General features: G+C 68.8%; 15 protein-coding genes. 6 read left to right on the top strand and 9 right to left on the bottom strand.

All coding sequences use genetic code 11. The features are described 5' to 3' along the window. Positions 1–496 precede the first annotated feature (496 nt). Entirely contained in the window at positions 497–1,897 is a 1,401-nt protein-coding gene (gene lpdA / locus V7E09_RS09945; protein ID WP_324509786.1) for a dihydrolipoyl dehydrogenase, read from the bottom strand. Between the two features lie 69 nt (positions 1,898–1,966). On the opposite strand from lpdA, the gene V7E09_RS09940 reads away from it, so the two are divergent. Next, positions 1,967–3,490: a UDP-N-acetylglucosamine 1-carboxyvinyltransferase gene (locus V7E09_RS09940; RefSeq protein WP_324509785.1), complete on the top strand. Its 1,524-nt coding sequence runs from the start codon at positions 1,967–1,969 to the stop codon at positions 3,488–3,490. 70 nt (positions 3,491–3,560) lie between these two features. Here the strand turns inward: V7E09_RS09940 and pdxY are convergent, their stop codons facing one another. After that, positions 3,561–4,415 carry a pyridoxal kinase PdxY gene (gene pdxY, locus V7E09_RS09935; protein WP_324523327.1) on the bottom strand — a complete coding sequence of 285 codons (855 nt, stop codon included), beginning with the start codon at positions 4,413–4,415 and terminating at the stop codon, positions 3,561–3,563. A gap of 71 nt (positions 4,416–4,486) precedes the next feature. Here pdxY and V7E09_RS09930 point away from each other — a divergent pair, with 71 nt between their 5' ends. The 3 genes from V7E09_RS09930 (at position 4,487) to V7E09_RS09920 (ending at position 7,005) form a co-directional block, all read left to right on the top strand. Next, entirely contained in the window at positions 4,487–5,266 is a 780-nt protein-coding gene (locus tag V7E09_RS09930) for a glycerophosphodiester phosphodiesterase (protein ID WP_324523326.1), read from the top strand. Next, entirely contained in the window at positions 5,266–6,597 is a 1,332-nt protein-coding gene (locus V7E09_RS09925; protein WP_324523325.1) for an MFS transporter, read from the top strand. Before V7E09_RS09930 ends, V7E09_RS09925 begins: the two co-directional genes overlap by 1 nt. A gap of 75 nt (positions 6,598–6,672) precedes the next feature. Continuing rightward, on the top strand, positions 6,673–7,005 hold the full coding sequence (locus V7E09_RS09920; protein WP_129457420.1) for an RNA polymerase-binding protein RbpA: 333 nt from the start codon (positions 6,673–6,675) through the stop codon (positions 7,003–7,005). A gap of 55 nt (positions 7,006–7,060) precedes the next feature. Here the strand turns inward: V7E09_RS09920 and V7E09_RS09915 are convergent, their stop codons facing one another. From V7E09_RS09915 to lnt, 3 genes are read right to left on the bottom strand one after another with little or no spacing between them, the layout of a single operon-like run. After that, positions 7,061–7,576: an FxsA family protein gene (locus V7E09_RS09915; protein ID WP_324509781.1), complete on the bottom strand. Its 516-nt coding sequence runs from the start codon at positions 7,574–7,576 to the stop codon at positions 7,061–7,063. Then, positions 7,576–8,439, bottom strand: a complete 864-nt coding sequence (locus V7E09_RS09910) for a polyprenol monophosphomannose synthase (protein WP_324509780.1) — start codon at positions 8,437–8,439, stop codon at positions 7,576–7,578. The genes V7E09_RS09915 and V7E09_RS09910 overlap by 1 nt, the downstream gene beginning before the upstream one ends. A gap of 9 nt (positions 8,440–8,448) precedes the next feature. Continuing rightward, positions 8,449–10,041, bottom strand: coding sequence for an apolipoprotein N-acyltransferase (gene lnt, locus V7E09_RS09905; protein ID WP_324509778.1), 1,593 nt, complete (start codon positions 10,039–10,041; stop codon positions 8,449–8,451). A 45-nt stretch (positions 10,042–10,086) separates the two neighbouring features. Here lnt and V7E09_RS09900 point away from each other — a divergent pair, with 45 nt between their 5' ends. Next, positions 10,087–11,439, top strand: a complete 1,353-nt coding sequence (locus V7E09_RS09900; protein ID WP_324523324.1) for a dipeptidase — start codon at positions 10,087–10,089, stop codon at positions 11,437–11,439. On the opposite strand, the gene V7E09_RS09895 is transcribed toward V7E09_RS09900, so the two are convergent. Continuing rightward, positions 11,415–11,852 carry an Lrp/AsnC family transcriptional regulator gene (locus V7E09_RS09895; RefSeq protein WP_324509774.1) on the bottom strand — a complete coding sequence of 146 codons (438 nt, stop codon included), beginning with the start codon at positions 11,850–11,852 and terminating at the stop codon, positions 11,415–11,417. The genes V7E09_RS09900 and V7E09_RS09895 overlap by 25 nt on opposite strands. Positions 11,853–11,879: 27 nt before the next feature. Between V7E09_RS09895 and V7E09_RS09890 the strand changes: the two genes are divergently transcribed. Further along, positions 11,880–12,779 (top strand): 5'-3' exonuclease, encoded by a 900-nt coding sequence (locus V7E09_RS09890; protein WP_324523323.1) that lies wholly within the window; start codon positions 11,880–11,882, stop codon positions 12,777–12,779. Between the two features lie 27 nt (positions 12,780–12,806). On the opposite strand, the gene metW is transcribed toward V7E09_RS09890, so the two are convergent. The 3 genes from metW to V7E09_RS09875 all read right to left on the bottom strand — a co-directional run. Then, positions 12,807–13,418: a methionine biosynthesis protein MetW gene (metW, locus tag V7E09_RS09885; protein ID WP_324509770.1), complete on the bottom strand. Its 612-nt coding sequence runs from the start codon at positions 13,416–13,418 to the stop codon at positions 12,807–12,809. Next, positions 13,418–14,566 carry a homoserine O-acetyltransferase MetX gene (gene metX / locus V7E09_RS09880; protein ID WP_324509768.1) on the bottom strand — a complete coding sequence of 383 codons (1,149 nt, stop codon included), beginning with the start codon at positions 14,564–14,566 and terminating at the stop codon, positions 13,418–13,420. The genes metW and metX overlap by 1 nt, the downstream gene beginning before the upstream one ends. Continuing rightward, positions 14,563–15,728 (bottom strand): O-acetylhomoserine aminocarboxypropyltransferase/cysteine synthase family protein (locus V7E09_RS09875; protein ID WP_324523322.1); only part of this gene is annotated, 1,166 nt, incomplete at its 5' end. The genes metX and V7E09_RS09875, both read right to left, overlap by 4 nt.

Genomic DNA, 15,728 nt, shown 5'->3' with positions numbered 1-15,728 from the left:
TCCTGGGCGCGGGTCGGTGTCATGGTCGCTGGTCATGTCCGGAGCGTACCGGTCCCGCCGTGACCTGAGGAGGGGAGCCGCTCTGCCGTTCGCAGGGCCCGATCCTCACATGTAATGTCATAATGTTCATTATCGGACAAGTGCTGCCACGCCTGTGAACGGGCCGTGAGCTCAGCGACCCGTGGTTGCTGGAGCGCCCACTCACGCGGTGGGTCGCCGCCACGTGTCCGACATCGCCTATCGCATGGAGAACTCTGCCCTGTTCGACGCTGCCGTCGCGACCACGCAGCCCCGGCTCGGTGCGCAGCGAAGGCGGCCATCGCGGCTCTGTCCTTGCCGACCGGCCCCGCTCGCACGGCCGCCGTCGCCGGAGCCGCCACCGGGCTCAACGCACTGGCGTTGTACCACCTTCCGGTCGTCGATCCCGGTGACGACATGACACAGGGCCTCTCCGGTGGACGAACACCGACGAGGCCCTGGGCCGTGATGGCTGAACTCAGAGGTTGATCATGTGGCCGGCGATGCCTTCAACGGCCTCCTTGACGGCCTCGGACAGCGTCGGGTGAGCGTGGATCGACCGGCCGACCTCATCGGCGGTCAGATCCCACGTCTGGGCCAGCACGAGTTCGGGCAGGAGTTCGGTCACATCCGGACCGATCATGTGCGCGCCGAGGATCTCGTTGTGCTGCGCGTCCGCGACGATCTTCACGAACCCGACGGCATCTCCCAGCCCCCAGGCCTTTCCGTTGGCCGAGAACGGGAACTTGGACACCTTGACGTCGAAGCCCTTGTCTTTGGCCTGCTGTTCGGTGTAGCCGAAGGCAGCCACCTGCGGCTGGCAGTACGTGGCCCGCGGGATCATGTCGTAGTTGATCCCCATGGTTTCTGCGCCCGACAGCGTCTCCGCCGCGACCACACCCTGAGCCTCAGCGGTGTGCGCGAGCATCAGCTTGCCCGTGCAGTCGCCGATCGCGTAGATGCCCGGCACGTTGGTGCGCATGAAGTCGTCGATGGCGATCGCTCCGCGCTCGGTGACCGCGACGCCGGTGTTCTCCAGGCCGTAGCCTTCCAGGCGCGGCGCGAAGCCGACGGCCTGCAGGAACTTGTCGGCCTCGAGGATCGACGCGTCGCCGCCCTGAGCGGGTGCCACGGTAACGCGGACGCCCGAGCCGGTGTCTTCGACCCCCTGCACGGCCGTGCCGGTGAGCACCTTGATGCCGAGCTTCTTGTAGGCCTTGGCGAGCTCCGCCGACACTTCGGGATCCTCGTTGGGCACCATGCGGTCGAGGAACTCCACGATGGTGACGTCCACCCCGTAGCTGTTGAGCACGTAGGCGAACTCGGTGCCGATCGCGCCCGAGCCGCCGATGACGATCGAGGACGGCAGCGCGTCGGCGAGGATCTGCTCCTTGTACGTGATCACGTTGGCGCTCAGCGACGTGCCGCGCAGCAGCTTCGTGGTGGCCCCTGCGGCGATGATGCAGTTGTCGAAGGTGACGGTCTGGGTCGAGCCGTCCTCGGCCGTCACGGAGATCGAGTGCGCGTCGACGAAGGTGCCCCAGCCGTGAAGCTCCGTGATCTTGTTCTTCTTCATCAGGTAGTGGATGCCACCCACCATGCGCTCCGACACCTTGCGCGAGCGGCTGAACGCCACCCCGTAGTCGACCGTGATGTCCCCGGAGATGCCGAACGTCTTCGCCTCCTTGGTGACGATGTGTGCCAGCTCGGCGTTACGGAGCAGCGACTTGGTCGGGATGCAGCCCACGTTCAGACAGACACCGCCCCAGTACTCCTTCTCGATGATGGCAACCTTCTTGCCCAACTGGGCGGCGCGGATGGCGGCCACGTAGCCGCCTGGTCCGGCGCCGAGGACGACGACGTCGAAGTGAGAGCTCATGGTTGTCACTTTATGCCCTCCTTTGTCAGCACACGACCGGCGTTGGCCCGTGCATTAGAATCGCGGCTTGTGACCTCGAAATCCTCCACCGGCATCGGCCGGCTCATCAGGGATGCCCGCATGCAGCGCGGCCTCACCCACTCCCAGGTTGCCGAGGCCCTGGCACTGGAACCCTCCGACATGCGCGACATCGAGATGGGCGCTCGCACGCTCGACCTCGACGAAATCGCCCGCATCGCCGCAGCCCTGCAGGACCCCTCGCTGGCCCCGGTGGGTCGCACCATGCATCTGCGCATCAAGGGCCCCACGACCCTGTCCGGGCAGATCGACGTGCGTTCCTCCAAGAACGCCGCGGTCGCCCTGCTGTGCGCTTCCCTGCTCAACAAGGGACGCACCACCCTGGAAGGCATCGCACGGATCGAGGAGGTGAACCGCATCCTCGAGGTCCTGGAGTCCATCGGCGTCCAGGTGACGTGGTCGGCCGACAAGTCCGAACTCGAACTGGTTCGCCCGGAGACCCTCGACCTGGCCTCCCTCGACGTGGAGGCCGCCCGCCGGACCCGCAGCGTCATCATGTTCCTCGGCCCGCTGCTGCACCTGCTGCCGGAGTTCCGGCTGCCGTATGCCGGTGGCTGCGACCTGGGCACCCGCACGGTGACCCCGCACCTGCAGGCGCTGCAGTTCTTCGGACTCAACGTGAAGGCCACCGACGGCTGGTACAACGCGGCGGTCCGCGAGACCGACGGCGGGGTGCGTCACATCACGTTGACCGAGCGTGGCGACACCGTCACCGAGAACGTGCTCATGGCCGCCGCCCTTTACCCGGGCACGACGGTGATCCGCAACGCGTCGCCCAACTACATGGTCCAGGACCTGTGCTTCTTCCTGGAGGCGCTCGGCGTCACCATCGAGGGCATCGGCTCGACGACCCTCACCGTCACGGGCACCGAAGACATCTCCGCCGATGTGCGGGTGGCTCCGTCCGAGGACCCGATCGAGGCGATGAGCCTGATCACCGCCGCCGTCGTCACGAAGTCCGAGCTGACGGTGCGCCGTGCCCCCATCGAGTTCCTGGAGATCGAGTTGGCGATCCTCGGCGACATGGGGCTGCGCTACGACCTCAGCGAGGAGTACGCGGCCGCCAACGGCAGGACGCGGCTGGTCGACATCACCGTCCACCCGAGCACGTTGCGGGCGGCTCAGGACAAGATCCACCCGATGCCCTTCCCGGGCCTCAACATCGACAATCTGCCCTTCTTCGCGGTCATCGCCGCCGAGGCAGAGGGTCGGACGCTGATCCACGACTGGGTGTACGAGAACCGGGCGATCCACCTGCTGGAGCTGGGCAAGCTGGGCGCCCGGACGACGCTGCTCGACCCGCACCGGCTCATCGTGGAGGGGCCGACGAGCTGGCGTAGCCAGGAACTCGTGTGCCCGCCGGCGCTGCGTCCGGCGGTCTGCCTGCTGCTGTCCAGCATGGCGGCGCGCGGGGTGACCGTGCTGCGTGACGTCTACGTCATCAATCGCGGGTACGAAGACCTCGCGAACCGGCTCAACCGGCTGGGAGCCGACATCCAGGTCTTCTACGACTGACCGACCTGATCATCCTCGACGCTCCCCGTCCAGGCCACGGCCCGGGCGGGGAGCGTCGCGTTCGGCGTTCTCAGCGCAGCCGGCGCACCTCGAACGTGTGGCTCGGCGCGATCAGTTCGTCCTGCGCAGGAACCAAGGCCAACTCCCGGCGGCCCAGCTCGGTGGTCTTCTCCAGCACGGAGTAGACCACGGCGGCCGTACGGCCAACGGCGGTCTCCAGCGACTCGTCCTCCAGCAAGGAGGCGAGGAAGACGCTGGCGGTCAGGTCCCCCGATCCGGTGAACGAGCGTTCCAGCAGCGGGGTCGTCACCGACCAGGCACCCTGTTCCCCAACGGCGACCATCATCACCGTGTCGGGGTCGGCGCCCTCGGCCACCACGGAGGTGACCAGCACGGTCCCGGGGCCCTGCGCGCGCAGGGCGTCAGCGGCCCCCAGCACGTCGGCCACGGTGTGGGTCTCCCGACCCGTGAGGTAGTCGAGTTCGTAATGGTTGGGGGTCAGGATGTCGGCGGCAGGCACCACGTGGTCGCGCATGAACTCGGGGATGCCCGGCAGCACGTACATCCCGCGGCCCACGTCGCCCATGACCGGGTCGCAGCACCACACGGCCTTCGGGTTGCGTTCCTTGACCAGAGCGACGATCCGCAGGATCTCCGCCCCCATCTCAGGGGCGCCCTGGTACCCGGTCAAGACGGCGTCCACCTGCGCCAGGACGCCCAGTTCGTCGATGCCCGTCACGACCTCGGCGACATCGCTGGGAGCCAGCAGCGGACCGCGCTTGCTCGGGTAGGAGGTGTTGTTGGAGAAGTGGACGGTCAGCACCGGCCACACCTCGACGCCGAGGCGCATCAGCGGGAAGGTGGCCGCACTGTTTCCCACATGGCCGTAGGCGACCGAGGACTGGATCGAGAGAATCGTCGTCACGGGGGCCTATTGTGCTCCTTCGCCGTCGCGTCTTCACCCTCTGTTCACGTGGGCTCCCTAGGGTGTGCAGCATGCCCGCGGACGCCTACCCGTACTTCGAGGCGCCCTTCGCGGCGCTGGCCCATCGAGGCGGGTTCTCCCCCGGCGTTCCGCCCGAACTGGAGAACACGCTGCAGGCCTTCGTCGCAGCGCACACGCTCGGTTTCCGCTACCTCGAGACCGACGTCCACGCCACCCAGGACGGACAGCTCATCGCGTTCCACGACGACCGGCTCGACCGTGTCACCGACGCCACGGGCCTCATCGCCGACCTCCCCTATGCGGAGGTGTCGCGGGCCCGCATCGGAGGCAGCGAGCCGATCCCGACGCTGGGCGAACTGCTGGAGGCGCTGCCAGAGGCGCGGTTCAACATCGACATCAAGCATCCCGGTGCGGTCGACCCACTGGTAACGGCACTGCGCGTCCATGACGCTGCCGACCGGGTCTGCGTGGGGAGTTTCACCACGAGGAGCATCACGGCTTTCCGGCGGGCGACCGGCGGGCGCGTGGCCACCGCCGCGTCCCCCGTCGAGGTGGCGGCCTACGCCGTACCGGGGGTGCGCCGCTGCTGGCCGCTCGCCGCGGCCGCCTTCCAGATGCCGATGCAGGTGCCCGGCACTGCGCTCCCGCTCCTGACGCCCGGGCTGATCGCGGCGGCGCATGCCCGCGGTGCCCGCGTGCATGTGTGGATGATCAACGATCGTGCCACCATGGAGCGGCTCCTGGATCTGGGGGTCGACGGGATCGTCTCCGACGACTTGGTGACACTCAAGGATGTGGCGATCAGCCGCGGGCTGTGGGAGGACAACTGATGAGCGATTCGACGATCACGGCCCTGGAGGCCAACCCGCGCCGCAGTTCGCGGCGCCGGGTCTGGGCCTGGGCGATGTGGGACTGGGGAACCCAGCCCCTGAACACGGTCATCATCACGTTTGTCTTCTCCGTCTACATCACCGGGTCGGCGTTCGGCACGGAGAACGACACCTCCATCGCGTTGTCGGTGTCCACGACGATCGCCGGGCTCATCGTGGCGGTCATCGCCCCGGTGCTGGGGCAGTCCTCCGACCGCACCGGTCACACCGTCCGAAACCTGCGGTGGCAGACGTGGGCGATCGCGTTGCTGGCGAGCTGCCTGTTCTTCGTCGCCCCCGCCCCCTCCTACCTGTGGCTGGGACTCGGCATCCTCGGCGTGGCCTCGATCGTCGGCGAGATCGCCAACGTCAACTATTACGCCCTCATCGACCACGTCGCCACCAAGAAGGACGTCGGCCGCGTGTCCGGCTTCGGCTGGGGGCTGGGTTACCTGGGCGGCATCGTCGCCTTGATGGTGCTGTACTTCGGCTTCATCTCCCCCGACGTCGGGCTGTTCGGCGTCACCGGTGACAACGGCATGGACATCCGGGTGTCCATGCTGGTGTGTGCCGTGTGGATCCTGTGCTTCACGATCCCGACGTTCGTGGCCTTGAAGGACGCCCCACGACCGGCTGCACCGCGGGTGGGCGTCGTGGCCTCCTACCGGATGCTGTGGGCGTCCCTGAAGCGGTTGTGGGATGAGGATCGCAACACCGCGCGCTTCCTGATCGCGTCGGCGCTGTTCCGTGACGGGCTGAGTGGGGTGTTCGCCTTCGGGGCGGTCTTGGCCGCGCAGACCTTCGGATTCTCCGCGGGCGAGGTCATCATCTTCGGCGCCGTCGCGAACGTGGTGGCCGGGATCTCGACGATCGGCTTCGGCTATCTCGACGACCGGATCGGACCCAAACGGGTCATCCTCATCTCCTTGGTGGCCCTCTGCCTGCTGGGACTCGGCGTCTTCCTGGCCCACGACGGCGGCCAGATCGTGTTCTGGACGCTCGGCCTCGCCATGTGCGCGTTCGTCGGACCCGCGCAGTCAGCGTCTCGTTCCTTCCTGGCCCGTGCCATCCCCGAGGGCAAATCCGGGGAGATCTTCGGGCTGTACGCCACGACCGGACGGGCCATCTCGTTCCTGTCCCCCACCCTCTTCGGTCTCGCCATCGCCGTCGGCGCGGCGCTGACCGGATCGTCGACGACGCAGTACTTCGGGATCCTCGGCATCGTCGTGGTGCTGGTCGCGGGTCTGGCGCTGATGCTGCGGGTCAGCGACCCCGCCGCCCAGCGCGCCTGATCCACAGGAGGGACCGTGGGCGGATTCAGGAACAACGCCGCGCCCGGTAGCGTTACGAACACGAAGGGAGGACACATGGCAGACAAGGCATTGAGGGGCCACGGTCTTGGCTCGAAGAGCCTCGCCGACCCGTCGGGGGTCGAGATGGCGGCCCGCCAGGAAATCGCATTCGATTGTCCGAACGCCCACCACTTCGCGGTCACGTTCGCGGCTGAGGCCGAACTCCCCACCGAGTGGGAATGCCCGCGGTGCGGGCAGATGGCGCGCCGGTCCGACGGGGTGGAGCCCGAGCCCAAAGAGGTCAAGCCGCAGCGCACCCACTGGGACATGCTGCGGGAACGCCGCTCGATCGAGGAACTCGAAGACATCCTCGCCGAGCGTCTGGGCGAGATCCGGCAAGAACCCTGATCACATCAGGAGGGGCCGCGCACCACATCGGTACGCGGCCCCTCCTGTGTCCAGCTCAGGGTTCGATCTCGCCACGGATGACCCCGGGATCGTCGCGTCGGGGTGAGGGCCCACCGTCGTGGGTGGGCGTCACCGCCTCCCCCTCCACCACCGATCCCGGATCCGTCTTCGCCTGCATCAGGTCGATCTGGTCACGGTACGGCCGCGTCAACGCCTGCAGGAGGGCCCGCGCACCCGCGCGGGCGAGCGGACGGGTGACGGGAACGATGAACACCAGGCCGATCACATCGGTGATCAGCCCGGGCAACGCGATCAGCCCACCGCCGGTCAGCACCAAGGCCGCGTCGGTGAGCCGGGAGGACGCCTCCTCGGGGTGCGCCTGTGCCTCACGCAACGAGGCCCAGGCCTTCGAACCTTCGTGCCGGGCGATCATCCCGCCGACGACGCCGCCCACGACGAGGATCAGGAGCGTCCACCAGACGCCGATCAGTTGTCCCAGCCAAGCCAGCAGGGCGATCTCGGCGACGGCGAGCACGCCGACCACCGCGAGGACCACCCGCGAGCCGCGCATCAGTGCCCGCTGCCCTTGGTCTTGCGGTTCGTCACCGTGTCGCTGGCCGCTTTCGAGACGGCCCCGACGAAGCGGCCCGCCTTCTCCCCAGCCTTGCCTGCCTGATCGCCGAAGCCGCTCGCCAGCTGCTTGAGTTGCTCCGTGCGGTGCTTGATGCCCCAGCGGGCGGTCTGGAGGGCTGCCTCGACGATGATGTCGGAGCTCATCTTGGAGACCCCGTGCTCGCGCTCCACGAACTCGATCGGCACTTCCACCACCCGGTAGCCGTGCTGCAGCGCGTTCCAGGTGAGGTCCACCTGGAAGCCGTAACCGTAGGTGGAGATGTCGTCGATGATGTCGCGCAGCACCTGCGCCTTGAACAGATTCAGCCCACCCGTCGGGTCCTTCACCGGGATGCCGAGCCACATGCGGGTCCACAGGGAACCGCCTCGCGAGATGAACTCGCGGGACTTGGGCCAGTTGACGACGCTGCCACCGGGCACCCAGCGGCTGCCCTTGACCATGTCGGCGTTCACGAGGGCATTCAAGAGCTTGGGGAGCTCCTCGGGCTGGTGGGAGCCATCGGCGTCGTGCTCCACCAGGACGTCGTAGCCCTCGCCCAGGCCCCAGCGGAACGCGTCCAGGTAGGCCTTGCCGAGCCCCTCTTTGCCCTGCCGGTGCACGACGTGAATGTGGTCGTCGGACGCCGCCAGTTCGTCGGCGCGCTTGCCTGTCCCGTCGGGCGAGTTGTCATCGGCGATCAGGAGGTGCGCCTCCGGCACCGAGGCGCGGACTCGTGACGTGATCATGTCGACGTTCTGGATCTCGTTGTAGGTCGGGATGATCACCAGGATCCGGCCGAGCCCGAGGTAGGGCTGTTCCATGTTCGCTCCTTAAGCGCTCGCCTGCGAGGCAACGGCCTCCATTCTTCCACCCCGACGCGCCTGCAGACGCCGTAGCGCGCCCCACCCCACCCCGAACACTGCCATCAGGGAAAGTGCGTACTCCAGCCAGGGCTGCAGGAGCATCGCCGGGGTCGGCGGCGTCGTCTCCAGGGGAAGACTGTCCACCCCGGAGGCAGCCACCGAGTCGGGCGCCTGCCGCAGCACCTGCCCCTGGGGACCGATGAGCCCCGAAATCCCGGACGTCGTGACGACGGAGATGGTGCGCCGCATCTCGGCGGCGCGCACCCGCGTGATCGTGAACTGCTGGGCGATCTGATTGGTGCCCTGGTACATGGCGTTGCTGCTTTGCACGATGAGGATCCGCGCCCCCGACTCGACCGCCTGGTTGAGGGTCTCGGGGAAGATCACCTCGTAGCAGATCGCCACGCCCACGGGCAGTTCGCTGCCGTCCGGCAGCGCCGCCACGAAGGCGCCCGGGGTGCTGCCCGGAACCGAGTCGGCGCCCACGTAGCTCAACTGCGGGATCAGCGGCAGCAACAGGTCGCGACCGGGGATCCACTCGCCGAAGGGCACCAGGTTTCGTTTGGCGTACACCAGGTCGCCGCCCGTCGAGGTCCACCAGACGGCTACAGTCTGCCGCGTCTGGGAGGCCGCATCCTCGAAGATCGATCCCACCAGGATCGGCACGCCTGCCCCGTCCACCGCCGACTGCACGGCGTTCCTCGTCGCCGCGTCCGTCCGGGGGTCGAGATCGGTGGAGTTCTCCGGCCACGCGATGAACTGCGGCGCGGGCTCCTCCCCGGCGGCGACGCGGCGCATCAGCGCGGCCGTCTCGTCGCGGGAGTTGTAGGTGATGCTGCGGGCCGGGCCCAGCCCGTAGACGCCGCCGCCGGGGGCGCCCCCCTGCACCCAGCCGACGTTGACACTCCCCTCGCTGGTGGCGGTGATCAAGGAACCTAGGCCCCCTGCGCCCAAGGCGACCACGAGGATCCACACCAGCCCCGAGGCGCTACGCACCCCGGGCGCACGCACCACGGCAGCCAGGCAGGCACCCAGCAACGCCACCACGAAGGTGACCCCCGCCGCACCCACGAGCGGGTACAGGCCTGCGAGTGGAGTGTCGAGTTGGGTGTATCCGAGCCGCATCCAGCCGAAGCCACCGAACGGAAACACGGAAATCACAAACTCTGACACCGACCACGAGGCCGCCACGAACACGGGCCAGGCGGGTAGCGCCCGCACCCAGAACGACAGCACCCCGATGGCGACGAAGACCAGGGCGGTCGCCGCCACGAGGCCGGCATAGGACGCGATCATGATCTCGGTCTGCCAAATCAGCGAGGTCCCCATGAAGGCAACGCCGAACCCAGCGCCTGCAGCGAGCGCACTGCCGCCGCTGCGGGCGACCTGCGTACACCAGGTCAACACCGCGACGGCGAGGACCGCGCAGGGGGCCCAGCCGAACGGGGCGAAGGCCAGCGAGGCGCACAGCCCGCCGACCGCCGCGATCACCACCAGGGCCCACCACGGCAGACCGCCCGCACGACGAGGGGAGGGAACGGACGGGGATGCGGCGGTCACGGCGGAAAGCGTAGTCGCTGAGCCGAGCGGTTCTAGAGTGGCGGTATGACTGATGATCTTGCTGCGCGCGTGTCCGCTCTGCTCCCTGGCGTCGTCGAGGACCTCACGGCCCTGGTCGCGATCCCCTCGGTCAGTTCGCTACCGGACCGGCACGCCGACGTCGAGCGGGCGGTCGACGCCGTCAGCGCACTGTTGGCCGACCTGGCCTGCCCCGACATCCAGGTGGTGCGCGAGGGCGGTCAACCCGCCATCATCGCCCGTTTCCCTGCGCCGGAGGGGCAGCCCACCGTCTGCCTCTACGCGCACCTGGACGTTCAGCCGACCGGCGATCTCACCCTGTGGAGCAGCGCCCCCTTCGAGGCGACCCAGCGCGGCGCGCGGCTGTACGGCCGCGGCGTGGTGGACGACAAGGCCGGGATCGCGGTCCACCTGGCCGCCCTGCGCGCCTTCGGCGGAAAGCCGCCCGTGGGCGTGACCCTCTTCATCGAAGGCGAGGAGGAGATCGGCTCCCCCACTCTCGCCGACATCCTCGCCCGCCACTCCGAGGCCTTGGCCTCCGACGTGTTCGTCATCTGCGACTCGGGTAACTGGCTGGTCGGCACGCCGGCGTTCACCACGGCGCTGCGCGGACTGGTCGACCTTGTCGTCCAGGTCGACACCCTCGATCACGCCCTGCACTCGGGCCAGTTCGGCGGCGTGGCACCCGATGCGCTGACCACGCTCATCCGGCTACTCGCTACCCTCCACGACGACTCCGGGGATGTGGCGGTCGCCGGCCTGGCGCAGGCCGCGCCGTTCGCCCTTGACTACCCGGCGGAACGGATCGCGGAGGAGGCCGGGCTGCTGCCCGGCGTCCAGCTCATCGGGACGGGACCGATCGCCGACCGGGTGTGGGGCCGCCCCGCCATCACGGTGCTCGCCCTGGACGCGACCTCCGTGGCGGACGCGTCCAACACGCTCTCCCCCACGGCTCGCGCCAAGGTCAGCATGCGGATCGCCCCCAACCAGGATCCGGCCGCCGCACTGGAGGCCCTGCGCAGGCATCTGATCGAGCATGCCCCCTTCGGCGCGAACGTCACCGTCACCGACGGGTCGACCGGCTCCGGCACGTCCGTCGCGATGGCGGGCCCCGTGGCCGACCTCGCCCGCGACGTCTACTCCAGCGCCTTCCGCAACCCGGTCGTCGAGATGGGCCAGGGCGGCTCGATCCCGATGGTGGCCGACTTCCAACGCGCCTACCCGCAGGCGCAGATCCTGGTCACGGGCGTCAGCGACCCGGACTCGCGGATGCACGGCATCGACGAATCCCTCGACCTGATCGACCTCGAGGCCGCATCGCTGGCCGAGGCCGCCCTGCTGCAGGGCTTGGCCGATCAGACCAGCGGGCGGTCCGCGTAAGGCACGCTGAGCACGAGTTGGGTCTCGGTGGCCACCGGGACCCGATGCCGGATCTCCTTCAGCACACGCTCGAGGTCGGCTGGCGATTCCACTTGCACCTTCAGCAGGTAGCTCGCCAGGCCGGCCATCGAGTAGCAGGAGACCACTTCGGGCAGGTCGGCGATCCTCTCGGGCAGGTCGTCCTCACCGGCGTCGTCACGCAACCGCACCGACACGAACCCGGTCAACAGCTTGCCCAGGGCTTCTGGATCGATGACGGCCTTGTAGCCCTGGATGACGCCGCGCTGTTCGAGGCGTCGCACCCGCTGCTGCGCCGCGGACGTCGACAGCCCCGTCGCCTTGCCCAGGTCGGTGTAGGACATCCGGCCGTCCCGGGACAACAGGCCGATGATCTGCTCGTCGGTGCTTTCCACCCGGTCATCGTGACACACTGATGCACCATGGATGGCTCGTCGACGCTACTTTTTGATTCAGCCTCGCTGTATTTCCGCGCTTTCTTCGGCCTCCCTGCCAGCCTGACGGGCCGCACCGGAGAACCTGTGAACGCTGTGCGCGGCCTGCTGGACTTCCTGGCCCGGTTCATCACCGAGTACCGCCCCGAGCGCGTGGCCTGCTGCTGGGATGAAGCCTGGCGGCCCGCCTGGCGGGTCGCCCTGGTGCCGAGCTACAAGGCACACCGGGTCGCGTCCGGCGACGTCGAGGAGGTGCCGCACGACCTCAATCGGCAGGTCCCCTGGATCCGCGCCACCCTGGAGGCCCTCGGGTTGCCGGTGGTCGGGGCCCTCGACTATGAGGCCGACGACGTGATCGCGACGCTGGCCCGCCGCGCCGACGGCCCTGTCGAGGTGGTCACCGGTGACCGGGACCTGTTCCAGCTCGTCGAGCCGACCCGCCCCACCCGCGTCCTCTACGTCGCGCGTGGGGTCTCCCGGCACGAACGCGTCGACGACGCCTGGCTGCGCGCCAAGTACGGGGTCACGGGCGCTGACTACGTCGACTTCGCCGTGCTGCGCGGTGACCCCTCCGACGGGCTGCCTGGCGTCACGGGCATCGGCGAGAAGACAGCCGCCAGTCTGATCGGACGGTTCGGCGACCTGGCGGGCATCGCCGCACACGTGGGGGAACTCTCCCCCGGCGTCCGCAGGGCCTTGACCGCCTCGGTGGACTATCTCGGACCGGCGGCCCAGGTCGTGACCGCGGCCACCGCGGTGCCCCTGCCCGACCTCGATCTGACGCTGCCGCGCGCCCCGCGGGACCCGGACGCGTTCGCCCACCTCAGCGACGAGCTCAATCTCGGTGGCAGCGCTCAGCGGATCCTCGCCGCACTCGCGGGCCGGTAGCCGCTGGCGACCCGGTGCGACCGACCGTCAGATCCCGGGACGCAGGACGTAGACCGCAGCACCGGCGAGCAGGTTAGGGACGCGGCCGTACATCCGCAGCCGCCGCCCGCTTTGGGTGTAGGTGTAGCGGCGGTCGATGATCAGACCCAGTTGCGAGAACAGATCCTCCAGGTCAGCCAGCGTGGTGAAGCGCAGGTTCGGGGAGTTGTACCACGCGTACGGGATCTCCTTCGAGATCGGCATCCGACCGGCGAGGAGGCGCAGTCGGTTGGGGTAATAGCCGAAGTTGGGCACCGAGACGACCATCCGCTCCGCGACCCGGGCCATGTTCTGCAGCACGTACTCGGGACGCAGCATCGTCTGCAGCGTGCGCGAGAGCACCACCGTGTCGTAGGAGTCATCGGCGATGTCGGCCAGGGCCACGTCGATGTCGCGCTCGATGACCGGGACACCGCGACGAATCGCCACCAGCACGGCATCGGCGTCGATCTCCACGCCGGTGCCGCGGCAACCGCGCGTCGCGATCAGGTGCTCTAGCAGGACCCCCTCACCGCAGCCGAGGTCGAGCACGCGCGATCCGTCGAAGATCTGGTCGGCGACCAGCGCCAAGTCGAGGCGCAACCCGTCGTGTCTGCTCATCAGCGCACCTCCAGTGCCCGGTCGACGAAGGCCCGCAGTGTCGCGTGGTAGACGGGATCCACGAGAAGGAAGGAATCGTGTCCGTAAGGCGAGCTCAACTCCCGGAACGTCACCGGCAAGCCGGCCCGCTCCAGGTGCGCCAGGATCCGCAGCGTGTGGGCCGTGGAGAAGCGCCAATCCGTGTCGAAGCTCAGCAGCAGGTAGCGGACGGGATCGGCGACCACGCGCTCCAGCGGGTCCGGCCGGGAGAACGGGTCGAAGTAGTCCATGACGCGGGACAGATACAGGTAGCTGAGGGCATCGAATCGTTCCAGGAACGCCTGGCCCTGATGGTCCAGGTAGCTCTCCACCGCGAAATCGATGCCGAACCCCGGGTCGGCCCCCTCGATCTGGGCGTTGCGCCCGAACTTGGCGGTCAGCGCATCCTCGGACATGTAGGTGATGTGCGCCATCATGCGCGCGATCGACAGCCCGACGTCGGGGTTGGTGCCCAGCGCCGCGTAGCGTCCCGCCGCGAAGTTCGGGTCGTCGGTGATCGCCCGCCGGGCCACGGCGGAGAAGGCGATGTTCTGCGCGGTCAGCCGACTGGACGCCGCCACGATCACCGCGTGACTCATGTCGTGGGGATGGGTCAGGGACCATTCCAGCACTTGCATGCCCCCCAGGGAGCCACCCAGGGCCACCAAGAGGTGCGGGATCCCGAGATGGGCGAGCAGCGCGCGGTGCACCGTCACGAAATCGGCCATGTCCAGCAGCGGGAAGTCCATCCCGTACGCCTGCCCGGTGCTCGGGTCGGGCGACCCTGGGCCGGTGGTGCCACGACAGCCGCCCAGGATGTTGCTGGCCACCACGAAGAACCGGTCGGTGTCGAGGGGGCGCCCCGGCCCAATGAGGTTGTCCCACCACCCTGGCCTGCGGTCTCCCTCGTGCCAGCCCGCCGCGTGCGCGTCCCCGGTCAGCGCATGACAGATGTAGACGACGTTGGAGCGGTCCGCCGCCAGCGTCCCGTACGTCTCGTAGGCGACGTCGACGGGGCCGAGCGTCGCTCCCCCGGCCAGACGCAGCGGCGCCTCCGCGGAGAACAGGCGGACGACCTGGGTCTCGACCGAGCCGACCGAGCCGTCGTTGTCGTGGTGGTGGTCGCTCACGCAGACAGCGCCTGGTCCAGGTCGGCGATCAGGTCGTCGGCGTTCTCGATGCCCACCGACAGCCGGACGCCCTCGGGCGTGACGCCCGCGTCGGCGAGCTCGGACTCGGTCAGTTGGCTGTGCGTCGTGGTGGCGTTGTGGATCGCCAGGCTCTTGGCGTCCCCGATGTTGGCCAGGTGGCTGAACAGCGTCAGGCCCTCGATGAACCGCGCGCCGCCCTCCCGCCCGGTCTTGACTCCGAAACTCACCAGGCCACCGTAGCCGCGCCCGGCGAGCACCCGGTCCGCGGTCGCGCGGTAAGGGTCCTGCGGCAGGCCCGGGTACTGCACCCACGCCACGCGGTCGTCGGCGGCGAGATAGGACGCCACGGCGAGGGCGTTGCTGCTGTGGCGGTCCATCCGCAGGTGGAGCGTCTCGGTTCCCAGCAGGATCTGGAACGCGTTCATCGGCGCGAGCGCGGCGCCGGTGTTGCGCAGCATGACCGTGCGCGCCCGCATGATGTAGGCGGCCGCCCCGGCGGCCTCGGTCCACACCGTCTCGTGGTAGGCGTGATCGGGCCCCGTCAGGTTCGCGAACCGCTCGGGGTGAGCCGTCCAGTCGAAGCGGCCGGCGTCCACGATCAGACCGCCCATCACGGTGCCGTTGCCCGCCAGGTACTTGGTGGCCGAGTGCACGGCGATGTCGGCGCCCAGGTCGAAGATCCGCTCCAGGTAGGGCGTGGACACCGTGTTGTCCAGGATCAGCGGCAGCCCCAGGGCGTGCGCGGCGTCCGCCCACGCGGGTACGCCCAAGACGTTGAGGGCCGGGTTGCCGATCGACTCGGCAAAGACCAGCTTGGTACGGGCGTCGACGTGGGCCGCCAACTCTTCGGGATGGTCGGGATCCACGAAGCGGGTCTCGATGCCGAACTGGGGCAAGGTGTGCGCGAACAGCGCATAGGTTCCCCCGTACAGCTTCGCGCTGGCGACGATGTTGTCGCCGTTCCCCGCGAGGTTGAGCACCGCGTAGGTGATGGCGGCCGCCCCCGATGCGGTCGCCAAGGAGGCCAGGCCGCCCTCCAGCGCAGTGATCCGCTGCTCCAGCACGTTCTGGGTGGGATTCATGATCCGGCTGTAGATGTTGCCGGGACGCCGCAGCGCGAACAGGTCGGCCGCGTGCTGGG

The organism is Propioniciclava sp., from assembly GCF_036744435.1.
Lineage (GTDB): Bacteria > Actinomycetota > Actinomycetes > Propionibacteriales > Propionibacteriaceae > Propioniciclava.
Note: the sequence above shows the minus strand (reverse complement) of the source record. Positions and strands in the feature narration are given on the sequence as shown.